General features: G+C 70.7%; 13 protein-coding genes. 8 read left to right on the plus strand and 5 right to left on the minus strand.

The window, feature by feature from the left end:
* Window positions 1–105: 105 nt before the first annotated feature.
* A complete protein-coding gene (locus tag AB0395_RS02750; RefSeq protein WP_366276267.1) occupies window positions 106–729 on the minus strand; it encodes a helix-turn-helix domain-containing protein in 624 nt (207 codons plus the stop codon).
* A gap of 325 nt (window positions 730–1054) precedes the next feature.
* On the opposite strand from AB0395_RS02750, the gene AB0395_RS02755 reads away from it, so the two are divergent.
* Both AB0395_RS02755 and AB0395_RS02760 read left to right on the plus strand, forming a co-directional pair.
* A complete protein-coding gene (locus AB0395_RS02755; protein ID WP_366276268.1) occupies window positions 1055–1672 on the plus strand; it encodes an HAD family hydrolase in 618 nt (205 codons plus the stop codon).
* A 90-nt stretch (window positions 1673–1762) separates the two neighbouring features.
* Complete coding sequence (locus tag AB0395_RS02760; RefSeq protein ID WP_366276269.1) at window positions 1763–2161, plus strand: cold-shock protein; 399 nt, start codon at window positions 1763–1765, stop codon at window positions 2159–2161.
* Between the two features lie 152 nt (window positions 2162–2313).
* Here AB0395_RS02760 and AB0395_RS02765 read toward each other — a convergent pair whose 3' ends face one another.
* Window positions 2314–4143: an MFS transporter gene (locus AB0395_RS02765; protein WP_366276271.1), complete on the minus strand. Its 1830-nt coding sequence runs from the start codon at window positions 4141–4143 to the stop codon at window positions 2314–2316.
* Between the two features lie 446 nt (window positions 4144–4589).
* On the opposite strand from AB0395_RS02765, the gene AB0395_RS02770 reads away from it, so the two are divergent.
* Together AB0395_RS02770 and AB0395_RS02775 are read left to right on the plus strand one after the other, a co-directional pair.
* Complete coding sequence (locus AB0395_RS02770) at window positions 4590–5405, plus strand: DUF3027 domain-containing protein (RefSeq protein WP_366276273.1); 816 nt, start codon at window positions 4590–4592, stop codon at window positions 5403–5405.
* Between the two features lie 96 nt (window positions 5406–5501).
* Window positions 5502–8720, plus strand: coding sequence for a hypothetical protein (locus tag AB0395_RS02775; protein WP_366276274.1), 3219 nt, complete (start codon window positions 5502–5504; stop codon window positions 8718–8720).
* A 64-nt stretch (window positions 8721–8784) separates the two neighbouring features.
* On the opposite strand, the gene AB0395_RS02780 is transcribed toward AB0395_RS02775, so the two are convergent.
* Together AB0395_RS02780 and AB0395_RS02785 are read right to left on the minus strand one after the other, a co-directional pair.
* A complete protein-coding gene (locus AB0395_RS02780) occupies window positions 8785–9192 on the minus strand; it encodes a DUF2530 domain-containing protein (protein WP_366276275.1) in 408 nt (135 codons plus the stop codon).
* A gap of 55 nt (window positions 9193–9247) precedes the next feature.
* A complete protein-coding gene (locus AB0395_RS02785; protein ID WP_366276276.1) occupies window positions 9248–10036 on the minus strand; it encodes a hypothetical protein in 789 nt (262 codons plus the stop codon).
* Between the two features lie 955 nt (window positions 10037–10991).
* Between AB0395_RS02785 and AB0395_RS02790 the strand changes: the two genes are divergently transcribed.
* The 4 genes from AB0395_RS02790 to thpR all read left to right on the plus strand — a co-directional run bounded on the left by AB0395_RS02790 (window position 10992) and on the right by thpR (window position 14428).
* Window positions 10992–11783: a hypothetical protein gene (locus AB0395_RS02790; protein ID WP_366276278.1), complete on the plus strand. Its 792-nt coding sequence runs from the start codon at window positions 10992–10994 to the stop codon at window positions 11781–11783.
* A gap of 185 nt (window positions 11784–11968) precedes the next feature.
* Window positions 11969–12430, plus strand: a complete 462-nt coding sequence (locus AB0395_RS02795) for a MarR family transcriptional regulator (RefSeq protein ID WP_366276280.1) — start codon at window positions 11969–11971, stop codon at window positions 12428–12430.
* Window positions 12337–13899, plus strand: coding sequence for an MFS transporter (locus tag AB0395_RS02800; RefSeq protein ID WP_366276282.1), 1563 nt, complete (start codon window positions 12337–12339; stop codon window positions 13897–13899). Before AB0395_RS02795 ends, AB0395_RS02800 begins: the two co-directional genes overlap by 94 nt.
* Window positions 13856–14428, plus strand: coding sequence for an RNA 2',3'-cyclic phosphodiesterase (gene thpR, locus AB0395_RS02805; RefSeq protein WP_366276284.1), 573 nt, complete (start codon window positions 13856–13858; stop codon window positions 14426–14428). Before AB0395_RS02800 ends, thpR begins: the two co-directional genes overlap by 44 nt.
* A gap of 447 nt (window positions 14429–14875) precedes the next feature.
* Here thpR and AB0395_RS02810 read toward each other — a convergent pair whose 3' ends face one another.
* A complete protein-coding gene (locus tag AB0395_RS02810; RefSeq protein ID WP_366276285.1) occupies window positions 14876–15073 on the minus strand; it encodes a hypothetical protein in 198 nt (65 codons plus the stop codon).
* Window positions 15074–15111 lie beyond the last annotated feature (38 nt).

A 15111-nucleotide genomic window follows, 5' to 3' on the forward strand; every position in this document is an offset into this window, starting at 1 on the left:
GACCGACAAAGCTAGGTTTGGGAAAGTTCGCGTTCGCGTGAACAGCCGTGGACCATGGTGTGAACCACCGTCGAAGCGATGGTCGGACGGGTCGCGGGGCTCCGCTCAGCCGATCGTCTGGACCACGGGCCTGGGCAGCAGACCGAGCGCGAGACGCACCCAGGAGGCCACGAAACGGTCGCGCTCCGCGCGGCCGGGGGGTTCGCCGACGGTCTCCTCGAAAAGCCGGTAGTGGACCACCGCGCCACCGAGCACGGCGCCGATCGCGGGCCAGTCGAGGTCGGCCCCGGCATATTCGGGCTGGGCACGAAACCAGGTGGTGATCGCGTCGAACATCGGCTGGAGCAGCCCCTCACGCACGATCGCGACCAGCTCGGGGAACTGGCTCAGGTCGCGGAAGAAGACACGTGTCAGCTCGCTCTCCTCGCGAACCTTGGCCAGTCCGGCCTTGCACAGGTGCGCCAGGCGCTCCTCGACGGCGACCGAGGGGTCGATCGCGCTCATCTCGGCCAGCGTCTCGGCGATCTGCGCCCTGGTCCTGGCGGCGTGCTCGTTGATCGCCGCGGCCAGCACCTCGTACTTGGACCTGAAGTGCCGGTAGAGACCTCCAGCGCCGGGAGACAGCCCGGAAGCGGCCTCGATCTCGGCCACCGAGGTCGCCGAGTAGCCTCGTTCGGCGAACAGGCGCAGGGCCTCGTCGACGATCCGCTCGCGCGTCGATCTGGTCATCTCTTTACCGATACCTCCACCGTGACCCTATCCAGTGCCGGACCTGTGAGGTCGTGGCTCGCCAGGCCGCGCGTGCCCGGACCCGTCGGTGCGCGACGGTGTCGGCGGCAGGGGCGGTACGGCGCGCGGAGCGGTGGGGAGGGGCCCCGGCTGCCCGGGCACGGCCGTGTCCCGGCTGAAGAGCGGGTTCTCCAGCAGACTTTCACAGCGGGGGCGTCCCGTACAGCAGGTCGGGATTACCCGTGTTCTCCGGAGATTTGACATCCTGCGAGAGCCTCGCGGAGCCCGATCCCTCCGCTGGGCGGAGGGGAGCGGTGGAAACCAGATGAACTCGGTCGGGTTCGACCTGGACATGACGCTGGCTGACACGCGCGCGGGTATCGCCGCCGTCTATGACGAGTTGGCGCTGCGCATCGGTGTGTTCATCGACAGCGCCGCCGTGGTCGCCAGGCTTGGGCCGCCGCTGGAGTGGGAGCTGGCCAACTGGTTGCCCGCAGAGGAGATCCCGCGAGCCGTCGACGTCTACCGGTCGCTGTACCCCTCGATCGCCGTCCCGGCCACAACCCCGATGCCCGGCGCGTTCCAGGCCGTCGAGACCGTACGGCGGGCGGGTGGCAGGGTCATCGTGGTGACGGGGAAGAACCCTCTGGACGCGACGAGGACGGTCAAGGCCCTTGGCCTGGACGTCGACGAGGTCGCGGGCTCGGTCTTCGGGCCGGCCAAAGGGCCCTCGCTCGCCGCGTTCGGTGCGGCCGCCTACGTCGGGGACCATGTCGCCGACATCGAGGCGGCGCGGGCGGGCGGCGCCGTCAGTGTGGGAGTGGCGACGGGTCACCATCCGGTGGGGGAACTGCGTGATCACGGAGCCGATGTGGTGCTCGCGGATCTGACCGAGTTCGCCGAGTGGTACGACGGCTGGAGGAGCCCCACTGTATTCGTGTAATTCAGGGCTGAATACACGGTCGCTCGAAGCGCTCGCTGGGCATAACCTACATCCATTCCTTTTCACGACAGTCTGAACGAGGTCACCCCTGTGCCGAGTGGCAAGGTCAAGTGGTACGACGCCGACAAGGGTTTCGGCTTCCTCACCCGCGACGACGGCGGTGAGGTCTTCGTGCATTCTTCCGCGCTTCCCGATGGCGTGGATTCCCTCAAGCCGGGCCAAAAGGTCGAGTTTGGCGTGGCCGAAGGGCGCCGTGGGCAGCAGGCGCTCTCGGTGCGTGTAATCGACCAGCCCCCGACGCTCGCCAAAACCGTCAAGCCGAAGGGCAAGCGCAAGAAGCCCGACGAGATGGTGGTCATCGTGGAAGACCTGATCAAGCTGCTGGACGCGGTCTCCACGTCCTACCAGAAGGGCAAGCACCCCGAGGCCGTGCACGCCAAGAAGATCGCCGCGGTGCTCCGCGCCGTGGCCGACGACCTGGACGACTGACCCGCTTCGCACCCCTCACGACTTTCCCCCGGCCCTCGCGGCCTTCGTTCCTCGAAGGCCGCTCGGGGCCCGGTTCCCCCTTCCCTGGAGCGCTTTTCCGGGAAACGTGAGCGCTCTTTCGGGAAGGGGCGGCGCGCACCCGTTCCCGCGGCTCAGCCGTGGGGGTTGGTCAGCGGCTTGGTCCGCTTGTCCGCGGGGGGATCGTCGCGCTGTACGACCGTGGTCGTCGTGTTCCCCGTCCCGGGCCCGTGTCTCCTCAAGGGGACCGGGCGCGGGGCGTCGGGGACGCTGGGCAGGAGGCTCGTTCCCCCGTCGGGCCGTGCGCCGTTCCCGTCAGACCGTGCGCCGCCTCCGGCACCGGCCCGCGCGCCGCTTCCGGCGTTGGCCCGCGCGTTCACGGGGCCGCTCCGGGAGCCGGGCCGGGCGTCCGAGGCACCCGAAGCGTCCTCGCTCTCTGCGACATCCGGGACATTCACGATATTCGAGGCATTAGAGGTTTTCGGAGTCCTTGAGGCCTCCGCCCTGGCCTTCTCGAACCTGGCGTCCCTCGCGTCGACCCGTCTGCGGCGCCGTACCAGGAGCCAGCCGAGTGAGCCGCCGAGCACGACGGACATCACCGCCAGCCCGGCGCGGCCGCCGGCGAACAGCGAGAACAGCAGCCCGACCAGGCCGCCCCCGACCCAGGCGACCTGCAGGAACGCCTCGACCACGCCGAAGGTCGACGAGCGGACCTCCTCACCGATCTCGCGCTGCACGATCGCGTCCAGCGCGAGCTTGCCCAGTCCCTGGGCGAACGCGGCGACCAGCGCGACGGCGACCGCCGTCCACAGGGTGAACACCACGGCCGCGGCGATCGTGGTCACGGTCGCCAGTGCGAGCGTGATCAGCACGATCACCTGTGGCGAGCGGCTGCGCACCCACGAGGCGACGGCGGTTCCCGCCAGGCCGCCCGCTCCCGCCGCCACGGCGAGCACGCCGATCGTGACCGGGGGCGTCAGGCCGGGCAGGTGTCTGTCCTGCACCAGGAACAGCAGGTAGAACAGCAGGAACCCGGAGTAGAGGCGGACGGCCACGTTCGCGGCCATCGCCTCGGTGACCACGGGGCCCACGTTCAGCAGCGTGCGCCAGCGGTCAGGCCGCGCCTGCCCGTCCTCCTGCTCCTCGTCGAGCACGTCGAGGTCGGGGGAGTCGACGTGACGCGGCAGTCGTACGGCCAGCACGCCCAGGAGCAGGAAGAGCACCAGGGCTCCCCGCAGCGTCCACTCGGCGCCGAGCCAGGCGCTGACCCCCGCGCCGACAGGCAGCGCCACACCCGCGGTGACCAGGGCGAACAGGGCGACCCTCGCGTTCGCGGTGACCAGCGCGATGTCGGCGGGCAGCACGTTCGGCATGATCGCCGCCCGGGAGACGCTGTAGGCCTTCGACAGCACCAGCACGGCCAGCGCCGCGGGGAAGATGGTGAACACGTCGCCGGGAACGATCGCCGCGGCCATCGCGAAGCAGAGCAGGCCCCTGCCGAACAGGGTGCCCGCCATCACGAAGCGCCTGCCCGAGCGGAACCGGTCGAGGACCGGCCCGACGAACGGCGCGACCACCACGAAGGGGATCATCGTGATCAGCAGGTAGAGCGCGACCTGCCCCCTCGCCTCGTTGACCGGAAGCTTGAACAGCGTTCCGGCCAGGGAGGCGGTGACCAGCGCGTCACCCGCGCTCTCCAGCGCGGTCAGCTCGATCAGCTGCCCCAGTCCCGTACGGCCCGCGCCCTGGGCATGGGTCAGCCGCCGTGACGCCGTACCGATCCTGCGGGTCCCGCTGGCCGCGCCGCGGCCCGCGCGTACGACGGTCCGCCCCGCGCCGCGGCCGGCGCGCGCCGTCGCCCGCCCCGCTCGTACCGTCGCCCTGCCCGCACCCGCCGCCGAGCGACCGATCAGACGGGAGGCGTCGCCGACCGTCCTCTGTGCTTGTTCCCACCCACCTGCCACGCATCCAGTCTTACCCGAATGGCGGGTGGGATGCCCGATGCGGTATGTCACTTGGCGTCCGGTCCCGCGAGACGCCGCCTCCCGGTCCTGGCGGTGACCGTTCCGGGTCCGGGAGAGTAAGGGGCGTCGTCCGATGTGGTTACGGACCGCCTATCGGGGGTTGCGGACCGTCGGCGGGGGCGACCCCAGGTCACGGTTCGGCTGGCGCGAGATCACGGTTCGGGTGGCGCCATCAGGTCCTCGAAGTCCTTCCTACGCCGGAAGTGCCACTCTCACTGGGCTCCACCGCGAGGCCGTCTCCGGCGGACCCCCCGGGCGGGCGGGAGATAGGCGGGTAGCGGTGCCGTTCGCTCCGGGCATAGGTGAGAATGAACTGTGAGTCAGCGTAGCGAGCTAGGAAGTAAGGACAGCAGCCGCCTGGTTGCGAGGCCGGTGGAGGTGGACTCGTGACCCGTTCCCGGGCCCGCGCCGCGGTTCTCGACCCGGCGTGTGCCGCCGCCGTCGACCTGGCCCGTTCCGCGATCGAGGAGAACGTCAGGCCGGACGAGGTGGGCGACCACCTCGGCGCGGAGGCCGAGGCCGAGCGGGTCGTCACCCATTACTTCACCTGCCTCGACCGTGCTTACCGGGGCTGGCGCTGGGCCGTCACCGTCGCCAGGGCCTCAAGGGCGCGCAACGTGACGGTCAGCGAGGTCGTGCTCCTGCCCGGCACCGGCGCGCTGCTGCCGCCCGAGTGGGTGCCGTGGAGCGAGCGGCTGCGCCCCGGAGACCTCGGCGTCGGCGACCTGCTGCCGACCCCCGCGGACGACGTGCGGCTCGCCCCCGGCTTCACCCAGACCGAGGACGACTCCGACCGTCAGATGATCTTCGAGTACGGCCTCGGCCGGGCCAGGGTGCTCTCCCCGATCGGCAGGGACCGCACCGTGCGCCGCTGGCACTCCGGCGAGTCGGGACCGCACACCCCGCTCGCCCACGCCGCTCCCGCCCAGTGCTCGACCTGCGGCTTCTACTGGCCGCTCGCCGGCGCGCTCGGCATCGGCTTCGGGGTGTGCACGAACGAGTACGCCCCCGACGACGGGCGCGTGGTCGCCGCCGACCATGGCTGCGGCGCGCACTCGGAGGCGGCCGTGCTGCCGCACCAGGTCGAGCCGACCTCACCGATCCTCGACGATCACGCCTACGACCTCACGGAGGAATCCCCCGAGGCTGACCTGGCGGGCTCCGTGGACGACACCGCCGCGGAGCCGCTGGGTCATTCCTGATCCGACGCCGTCCTCACAGGCCGCCGGGCCGGTCACGATCCGGCGGGCCGCGATGCGGCGTGGCCTGTGGGGCCCCCGACCTTTGGACTCATCGCTGTGACTGACATCTTCGGCACCGACAGGTTGCGCGCCGCCGTGCTCGCCGCCTGGACCGCCTCACCCGCGCGGTTCCGCGAGGACGCGAACGCGGAGGAGGACTTCGCGCTCGGCGGATACCGCGATCGTCTGATCGTCGAGCTCGCCCAGAACGCCGCCGACGCCGCGCTTCGCGCGGGAGTGCCGGGACGGCTCCGCCTGTCGCTGCGCGAGGGGGTGCTGTCGGCCGCCAACACCGGCGCCCCGATCGACGCGGCGGGAATCGAGAGCCTGTCCACGCTGCGCGTCTCCAACAAGCGCGACGAGTCCGGCGCGGCCGGGCGGTTCGGCGTCGGTTTCGCGGCCGTGGTCTCCGTCTGCGACGAGCCGGTGATCGGCTCGCTCGGTTCCGGCGTCGTCCGCTGGTCCCGCGACCAGACCGCCGTCCTGGTGGCCGCCGAGCCCACGCTGTCCAAGGAGTTCGCCGAGCGCGGCGGGCACGTGCCGCTGCTGCGCCTGCCGTTCCCCGCGGGGCCGCTCGAGGTGCCCGGGGGGTTCGACACCCTCGTACGGCTGCCGCTGCGCGACAGGGCGGCGCAGGACGCGGTACGGCGGATGCTCCACGAGACCAGTGCCGCACTGCTGTTGGGCCTGCCCGCCCTGGAGTCGATCGAGATCGACGTCGACGGCCAGATGAGGACGGTCCTGCCGGATGGCTGGCGGGTGGTCTCCGCCTCTGGGCGCTTCACCCCCGAGGAGGTCGCCGAGCTGTTCGCCGACCGGCCGACCGAGGAACGTGCCAGGCCTCACTGGCTGGTCCGTTGGGCCGTGCCCGTTGAGGAGCCCAGGCTCCCTGGCGGTGCCGCGAATGGCGCGGGCCGGGTTTCCCCGGGTGGATCAGGCGACGTTTCCCCGGGGGGATCGGGCGGAGCGAAGGGGACCTTCCCCGGTGGCGAGCCCAAGCCGCTGCCCGCGCAGGTGCCGCCCGTGGTGCACGCGCCGACGCCGAGCGACGAGCCGCTCGACCTGCCCGTGCTGCTCATCGCCTCGTTCCCGATGGCCACCGACCGGCGGCACGTGGCGATGGGCCCGCTGACCGACTTCCTGGTCGAACGCGCCGCCGACGCGTATGTCGAGCTGCTGTCCGGGCTGTCCCGCACGCCCAAGCTGCTCAACCTCGTCCCCGGCCTGATGGGCAAGGGGGAGCTCGACGCCCATATCCGCAGGGCCATCCTGCGCAGGCTCCCTGACGCTCCGCTGCTGCCCGCCCTCTCCCGGCCCGCCGACGAGGACAAGCCCGTGGAGGGCGGCGCCGTACAGGGATCCGCGGACGGCGGGGAGAAGCCGCTCCCCGGCGCGCTCCCCGGCGGTGACGAGCTGGTCGTGGCCGGCAGGCAGGCGTCGGTGGTCGCGGCCCCCGGCGAGCTGCTGGAGAAGGTGGCCGCCATGGTCCCCGGCCTGCTGCCCGCGGGGTGGCCCTCCCGGCATCCGGCGATGATCGCCCTCGGTGTGAAGCGGGTCGAGCTCGCCGACGTCGTGGACATGCTCTCCGGTGACGTCGTCGAGGACAGGGAACCCGCCTGGTGGCGCTCGCTGTACGAGGTGCTGCCCGCCGACGACCCCGAGGCGCTGGGCGCGCTGCCGGTGCCGCTGGCCGACGGTCGCCTGGTCAGGGGACCGCGTGGCACGCTGCTGCTGACCGACGGCTCCTCGCTCGACCCGGCCGTGCTGGCCCCCCTGGGACTGCGCGTCGTCCACCGCGAGGCCGCCCATCCGTTGCTGCTGCGGCTGGGCGCCGCTGAGGCGACGCCCAGGACGGTTCTGGAAGACTCCCTGACCCGCGCCGCCGTCGCCGAGTCCCTGGAGAGCGCCGACTCGGAGCCGGTGGCGCAGGCGGTGCTCGCGCTGGTCGACGCCGCCGGGCTGGTCGCCGGGGAGGCCCCCTGGCTGTCGGACCTGGCGCTGCGCGGCGCGGACGGCGAGCTGTACCCCGCGGGTGAGCTGCTTCTCGCCGACGGGTCGCTGGCCGGGCTGCTGGATGAGGAGACGCACTTCGGCACGGCCGCGCCCGAGCTGGTCGACCGGTACGGCTCGCGGGTGCTGGCGGCTGCCGGGGTGCTCGACGGCTTCGCCGTCGTCAACGACACCGACGTGATGATCGACCCCGATGACTGCGACCACGATCTGGACCGCGAGGACGAGTGGCTGGAAGCCGTGCTCGACCTGCTTCCCGACGTGGACGTGCCACCGGTCGCCAGGGAGTTCTCCGCGGTCCGCGACCTGGAGTACATCGCCGACTGGCCCTCCGCCCTCGCTCTGCTGTCACAGCCCCCGCTCCGCTCGGTGCTGCACCCGCTGCGGGTCCTCGTGGCGGGCGAGGTCGTCGAGGTGCCGTCCTACACCGCGTGGTGGCTGTCCACCCACCCGGTCCTCGGCGGCAGGCGCCCGACCCAGCTGCGGCTCCCCGCCGCGGACCCGCTGCTGTTCGGCCTGTACGGCGACGCCCCCGCGACCGTCGACGAGGCCGCGCTGGCGATGATCGGCGTCCGGACGACCCTGCCCGACCTGCTGGCCTCGCACGGCGGTCCCGACGAGCTTCTCGAACTGCTCGGCGACCCCTCGATCGAGGTCGACCGGGCCCAGCTCCGCGCCCTGTGGGTGGCCCTGGCCGCGGTGGCCCCCGTCCGCGTCGCCCCTCCCCGGGCGGTGCGCGCCGTCCTCAACGGTGAGATCGTCGTCGCCGACGTCGAGGACGGCCACCTGCTGTCCGCGGGGGACGGCGATCCGTCCGGCGCGGCGGCGGGGGAGCCGGTGGTCGTCGAGGCGCCCGACCTGCTTCCCCTGGTCGCGGACCGGCCGCTGGTCCTGGCCCCGTTCGATCTCGCCGAGGCGCTGTCCGAGCTGCTCGACCTGCCGCTGGCCGGGGAGGAGGCCACGGGAGAGGTGACCTCGACGGGTACGGCTCGCGAGGTCCCCGCCGCCGTGCGGTCACTGCTTCCGACGGCGCCGCCGACCTATGTGGAGCACGAGAGCCTGCTCGTGGACGGGGTGCCCGCCGCCTGGCGGTTCTTCGAGGGCACGGTGCACGCCACCGGCGTCGAGGGCCTGGCCCGCGGACTCGCTTGGGCGTCCGGGCAGTGGGGCGACCGCCTCGCGGTGGCCGCCCTGCTTCGAGACCCGGCCGCGGTGCCCCTGCTCCTCGCCGAAGCCGACCTCGACAGCTGGACCGCCTCAACCTGACCCGTCCTGGCTTCCCGCCCCCGGGATGATCGACGTCCCGGGGGCCGGGGGGATCCGGCAGTCGTCAGGGAGCGGCGGGCGGTGCGGGGGTGACAGGAGGTGCCGAGGACACCGACGACGAAGGTGAGGCGGGCGAAGCCGGAGACGAGGAGGAGACGGGCGGGAGCGCCGTGACCGGTTCGACCGGTTCCTGTGATGCCTCTTGTAACGCCTCGTGCGACGCCTTTTGCGACGCCTCGTGTGACGGTGACCGGGTGCCCTCGCGGCGGTCGCGGCGGCGGACGAACCAGAGGCCGAACAGACCGCCGCATATGCCGGACACACAGGTCCAGATCCACCACTGGTGCGCGGGGTCCGGCCGTACGATCAGAAGCACTACCAGGGCGGCCGCCCACAGGCCGGTGCCCACGAGGATCGCGGCCGAGTCGTTGGTCCTCAACGGTTGGAGGTCCGGCAGGCGAGGCTGGTTCACACGCTCCAGCGTAGGCGACGCGGTCTCCCTCCTGGCAAAACGCGTGCGGATCCCTTCATCCCGCCTGTCCTGCCGACTGCTCATGATCGTTACGCTCCGCGAGGACGCGGGTCATCGGGCGCGACAGCTCGACTATCTCGGCCGCCAGTTCGACCGCCCGACGTGTCTCTCTCACAGACGGGTGATATCCGGCGTGAATCACCTTGTTCCGCACCTCTGCGAGATCCTTCTTCAGCGAGCTCGGCAGCTCCACGCCCAGGGTTCTGAGCGTGGAGGTGAGCGGCCCGATCTGCCGGGCCGACTGCCGGATGATTTCGCCGACCGCCTGTGGCAGTTCTCCGAGCTTCTCGTCGAGCATGCGGGTCAACGAGATCTCCGTCGCGGTCGCCGCGTCGAGCACGGCCCTTCGGTGGTGATCCTGTCTCAGCTCAACCCGGGAGTCGCGTAGAAGGATCCGTTCGTTCGGCGCGTCCGTTCCGGCGTTCACATGATCAAGAATGTTCGACCATGCGCTTTCCTCCAGCTGACTGACGACTTCGAACCTGTGCAGGGTGGCCTGGGCGGACGCGAGCAGGGTGGAGCCGCGGCCCGCAGGGTCGACGTAGTCCAGGGCCAACCCGTCGACTGTCCTGTGTGTTCTCTCTTCGAACGGCCATGTCATCGGGGTCGGCTCGCTGGGATTCCTGTCAAGCACCACGCTGATCCAGTCTTCGAGTCGTCTGGACCACGGTCCGACCGATTCGAAGAGCTCGTTGGCGGCCTGCTGGACTGACTCCGGCCGGGTGTCCGGAAGCGAGAAACGTATCGCCAGCATGGTGACGAAAACCGTGCCGGTCTCGTCCAACTGATCGCCGAAGGTGGTTCCCCAGACCGTTGAAGGTCCCCTTCCGTCTGACCAGCCGACGGATTTTCCGCCTCTGATCAACGACGGAGTCACCAGGCGCGGTCTCCCGAACGCTCCGGCGCGTAGCTCGGGAAGGGAGACAAGGCCCCGGACGTCGCCTATCCGGATGGGGAACTCAACGGGATCGCGGGTGAGATCGGCGTCGACACAGATGCTGCCCCGGCCGAAGCGGTGTGTGCCCTTGATGTACGGCCCCAAGACGCCTCCACACTCGGCTGATGTGTCCGGCTCCGGAGCGTACTCGCGAGGGGCTCGACGACGCCGGCACTTTGCCGGTTCGCGCGTCGCTGATCATGTTCGTGTGGTGGGCATCATGGTCGCCGGGTGGGCTGGTCAGGGCGGGGTCACTTCCAAGATCTGATCTCCGGGTAGCGAGGCGAGAGGCGGTTCAGCAGGGGCTGAGGGCGGCGGCCAGCGCGCCGCGGAGGATGGATGTCGGCATGTGAAGGATTTTTTCCACGACCGGTCGCGAGCGCTTCGGCTGAAAAGGCGAACGGGAGATGCGACTCTCGCCGGTGGGATACGACGACGGTCGCAGGTGGGCGCCGCGGGTGTTCCACACGGGTATGACAGACTGGCGAGCGGGGGCGTTCACGAGCGTCTCGTGAACGGTGCGAACGTCACCGGCCAGACGGCTGAGAAGGACGAAGGGCGCTACCGGTCGCAGCGGGGCCCGGGATACGAACGCCGTCCACGGCGGATCGCCCGCGGGAACATGCGGTGAATTCTCATGTCGTACGGTGGCCCACCGCGTGAGACCATGCGGGTCTACCGTACGAGGGCCGAGAACCGGCGGTTCCCGGTCGTTGGGCGGCAGATCCGTCACCATACGCCTTTGTGCTTGGCGCCTCGTCGCCCGTCCTCCGGCTGGCGTAGCTTCCCCAGGAGTCCCGGAATGACCCGCTACAGATCCGTCACCAGCAGCGATGTCGGCTGGGAGGCGTTACTGGCCGACGCCTTCGGAGCCCTCCTCAGTCGTCCGCTCGCCGGTTACGATCCCGGCGCCGAGTATGCCGCCTACTACCACGGCAACTTCTTCCACGAGACGAGGATCGACCGGGATCCGACCTGGTTGAACCCGGCGGTCCTGTCCGGGGGCGAGCCGGTCGAGGTGGGAGACCTCTACCTGTACGACATGGGGGAGCCGCCCCTGCGGTTCGACGCGGGCCGTTCGCTCTTCCAGTTCTCCAGCCACGGCCTCCCCAGGGACTTCGCCGCGGACCTGGCGGCGGCGTGTTTCGCCCCCGACGTCATCAGGGGCGCCGACCTGGCGCCGGTGCTGTGGCGCCACGATCTCGACCTCGCGGACCCCGTCCTGGCGGAGAACTGGCACGTCTGCCACGCCCGTATCGCCTCGGACGGCACGCTCCTCGACGCGATGCGGGTCGCGACCGGCATCGGGTACGGTCCCGGCAGCCTGATCCCCTTCGAGGGGAGTGTCGACGAGGAATGGGAGTCCGCGCTCGCCGCGATCTCCCACCCCGAGCTCCGCGCGCATCTCCGCCTCGGCTGCTGCGACGCGTCCGACGCCGAAGGCCTCACCTACCGGGGAGCCGACGCCCCCCTTGGTTCCCTCCTCGAAGACGGCGACTGCTCACTGGTCGCGGCCTGGGAGGACGGCCACGGCCAGGTGGACGTCACCGTCGTCCAGCTCGGCGCTCCCGTCGCGGGCCCCCGCAGGGCTTGACCGCCGCGGGGACACCCCCGTCGGCGCCTCGCCTCTCGGTTGGAGTCAGCCTGGTGTGGTGGGCGATGCCGTGTCCGGGTTGGGGATCGTGGGTCGGTCTGGCACGCTGTACGGCTCACGCCCAAGAAAACCCCGCCGGGAGGGAATCACGTGCGCAGGTATATAGTTAGCAAAGGTAATGACTTATGCTAACGAACCAATCCAGGAAGGACCCCGTCGCGAGCCTGCGAAGCGACGCCGGTCTGGCTTCGGCACTGCGCGTGTCACTGGCACGGCTGAACAGACGCCTGCGCAGGCAGGCAGGGGGTCACTCGCTGACCCCCACCCAGGTCGCGACGCTCGTCGCGGTGGAACAGCATTCCGGGATAACCCCCGGCGAATTGGCCGATCTCGAGAAGGTGCAACCGCCCTCGATGACGCGCGTGATCGCCGTGCTGGAAGAGCGGGGGCTGGTGTCACGCACACCGCATCCGTCCGACCGGCGCCAGGTGAGCGTGACCGTGACCGAGCAGGGGTCAACGCTGCTGAAGGAGGAGCGCCGCCGCAAGGAGGCGTGGCTGACGCAGCGGCTGAAGGAGCTGTCTCCGGAGGAGAGAGCCGTGCTCAGGCAGGCGGCTCCGATTCTGGAGAAGCTCAGCCGGAACTAGCCGACCCCGACGAACGCAGCGCCTCGGCGACCCCACGGGACGCCGAGGCTGGTGAGCCGCGACCTGCCGAACCCGACGCCACGAAGGCGAACGAGGCGCGGTCCGTCGAGGCCGGTGCCGTACAGGCGGCCGAGAGCGATGCCGCGCAGGCGGAGATCGCCGAGGCGGACGAGGTGCAGGCTGTCGAGACCGGTACTGCACAGGCGGTGTCGGAAGTGCGGGGCGGGATGTTCCGCTCGCTGCGTGTCTACAACTATCGGCTCTTCGCCGCAGGCGGCGTGGTCTCCAACGTCGGCGGCTGGATGCAGCGCACCGCGCAGGACTGGCTGATCCTGGACCTGACGAACGGCAGCGCCACCGCGCTCGGTGTGACCACCGCGCTGCAGTTCCTGCCGCAGCTGCTGTTCGGGCTCTGGGGCGGCATGATCGCCGACCGCTACCCGAAGCGGCCAGTGCTGATCGTCGCCCAGTCGATCATGGGCCTGCTCGCGCTCACCCTGGGCACGCTGACCCTGACCGGTCAGGCGCGGGAGTGGCACGTCTACATGATGGCTTTCGCGCTCGGCCTCGTCCTGTGCGTCGAGGTGCCGACCAGGCAGTCGTTCGTGGTCGAGATGGTCGGCCGCAAGGACCTGCCCAACGCCATCGCGCTGAACGCCTCCAGCTTCAACCTGGCCCGTGTGGTCGGCCCCGCCCTCGCGGGTGTGCTGATCTACGCGCTCGGTGGCACCGGTCCGATCTTCGTGCTCAACGCGCTGTCGTTCCTCGCCGTGCTCGGCGGCCTGGCGCTGATGCGGACCTCCGAGCTGACCACCCCGGACCCGGTGCCCAGGGCGAAGGGACAGCTCCGTGAGGGGCTGCGCTACGTCATGGAACGCCCTGACCTGCTGATGCCCATCCTGCTTGTCGCGTTCGTCTCGCTGTGCGCGCAGTCGTTCTCGATGTCCATCGCGTTGATGGCCCGTGAGGTCTTCGGCGCGGGCGCGTCCTCCTTCGGCCTGGCGTCCAGCATGTTCGCCGTCGGCGCGCTCGTCGGCGCTCTCATGGCGGCCAGACGCGTACGGCCCAGCAGGAAGCTGCTGATCGGTGGCGCGCTGTCGTTCGGCCTGTTCCAGGTCGTCACGGGACTCGCCCCGTGGTACCCGGTTTACCTGCTCCTCCTCGTCCCCGCGGGCGTCGCACTGATCTCGGTCAACACGACCGCGAACACCAGTGTGCAGCTCGCCGCCTCCCCCGAGATGCGCGGCCGGGTGATGGGCATCTACGTGCTGGTGTTCACCGGCGGTGCCCCGATCGGCGCGCCGCTGCTCGGCTGGGTCGCCGAGATGGGCGGCCCCCGCGCGGGCGTCGTGGTCGGCGGGGTGCTCACGGTGATCGGCACCGGGGCCGCGATAATGCTGACCAAGGCGATCGGCAGGAGGTCGCATGCGACTGTTCGTGGGAGTGCTGCCGCCCCGGCGGGCGCGTGACGAACTGGCCCGCGCGCTGCGCCCCCACCAGGGGGCGTGGCCGGGGCTCCGCTGGATCGACCGGGCGAACTGGCACGTGACGCTGTCATTTCTCGGGGAGGTCCCGGAGGAGATCCAGCCCGAGCTGGAGACGAGGCTCGCCCGCGCGGCCTCGCGCCACGCGCCGATGACACTGTCGCTGGCCGGGGCCGGAGCCTTCCCCTCCGCCCGCCGGGCCCGGGTCTTCTGGACCGGTCTGTACGGCCCCCGCCTCCCGCTCGTCCGCCTCGCCGAGTCCCTGGGAGCGGGGGCGCGGCGGGCCGGAGCCGTACAGGTCGACAGGAAGCGGCTCAGCCCGCACCTGACCCTGGCCAGGACGCGGACGGAGACCGACGTCACCGGCCTGGTCGAGGCGTTCGCAGCGTTCGAGGGAGCCGAGTGGGAGATGAGCGCCGTGCATCTGGTGCGGAGCCATCTCGGATCCACTGTCCGCTATGAGGAGATCGCGGAGTATGCCCTGACGGCCCCGGCACCCTATGGGCGAAGCTAAGCTCCAGAACGTGGATCGTCCCCGTCGCTGGCTCCTGCCCACGGTGCTCGCACTGCTCGTGCTCCTCGTGGTGATCGGCGCCCTCATCACCTGACGCCTTCCCGGCTCCCCTCGTCCGGCGACCGGCGGGCAGGGCGTATTCGGGGAACCAACCATCTGGCTCGCAACCGGGGACCCGGTCCAGGATCGTCGCGGTCAGGTTGGCTGAGACTGAGCCGGTGATGCGGATCGCCACGTAGGTCTCGTTGCCGTCATCGGCGCGGATCTGGATGCCGAGCCGGAAGCCGGGGAAATCGGCGGCGTGCTCGTGACCGTCGCGCAGGGAGTCGCGTGCCAGATCGCGGATTGTGGCGTTGAGGCGGGGGACGAATCGGGTGGCGGCTTCGAGCCGATAGCGGTCGTGGTCGTCATCGTTGGGCAGGAGATGTCCGCTGTGGGGGCTGGTGGTCAGGGGGTGGTCGTGTTCGCTGTTGTAGCGGGCACGGGCCGTCGCCAACGCTGCACCTTCACCTTGAACATGACCACGTCGTCGATGGCGCGGATGCGCTCGTGCGCGGTGCCGGGGGCGGCGAACTGCTCGGATGCCTTGTCCAGCAGGGGATGGTTAATCGAATCCAGAGGGGTTCGGGTGGAGGGTGGGGGCATTTTCAGATCGTCACGAAGGACGCGGAGAGTGGGGCGTA

Source organism: Streptosporangium sp. NPDC051023 (assembly GCF_040689595.1).
GTDB lineage: Bacteria > Actinomycetota > Actinomycetes > Streptosporangiales > Streptosporangiaceae > Streptosporangium.

Coding starts and splice junctions, on each gene's coding strand:
- AB0395_RS02755 (WP_366276268.1), top strand. CDS start 1,055: ATGAACTCGGTCGGGTTCGACCTGGACATGACGCTGGCTGACACGCGC.
- thpR (WP_366276284.1), top strand. CDS start 13,856: ATGCGACTGTTCGTGGGAGTGCTGCCGCCCCGGCGGGCGCGTGACGAA.
- AB0395_RS02750 (WP_366276267.1), bottom strand. CDS start 729: ATGACCAGATCGACGCGCGAGCGGATCGTCGACGAGGCCCTGCGCCTG.
- AB0395_RS02795 (WP_366276280.1), top strand. CDS start 11,969: ATGCTAACGAACCAATCCAGGAAGGACCCCGTCGCGAGCCTGCGAAGC.
- AB0395_RS02810 (WP_366276285.1), bottom strand. CDS start 15,073: ATGCCCCCACCCTCCACCCGAACCCCTCTGGATTCGATTAACCATCCC.
- AB0395_RS02790 (WP_366276278.1), top strand. CDS start 10,992: ATGACCCGCTACAGATCCGTCACCAGCAGCGATGTCGGCTGGGAGGCG.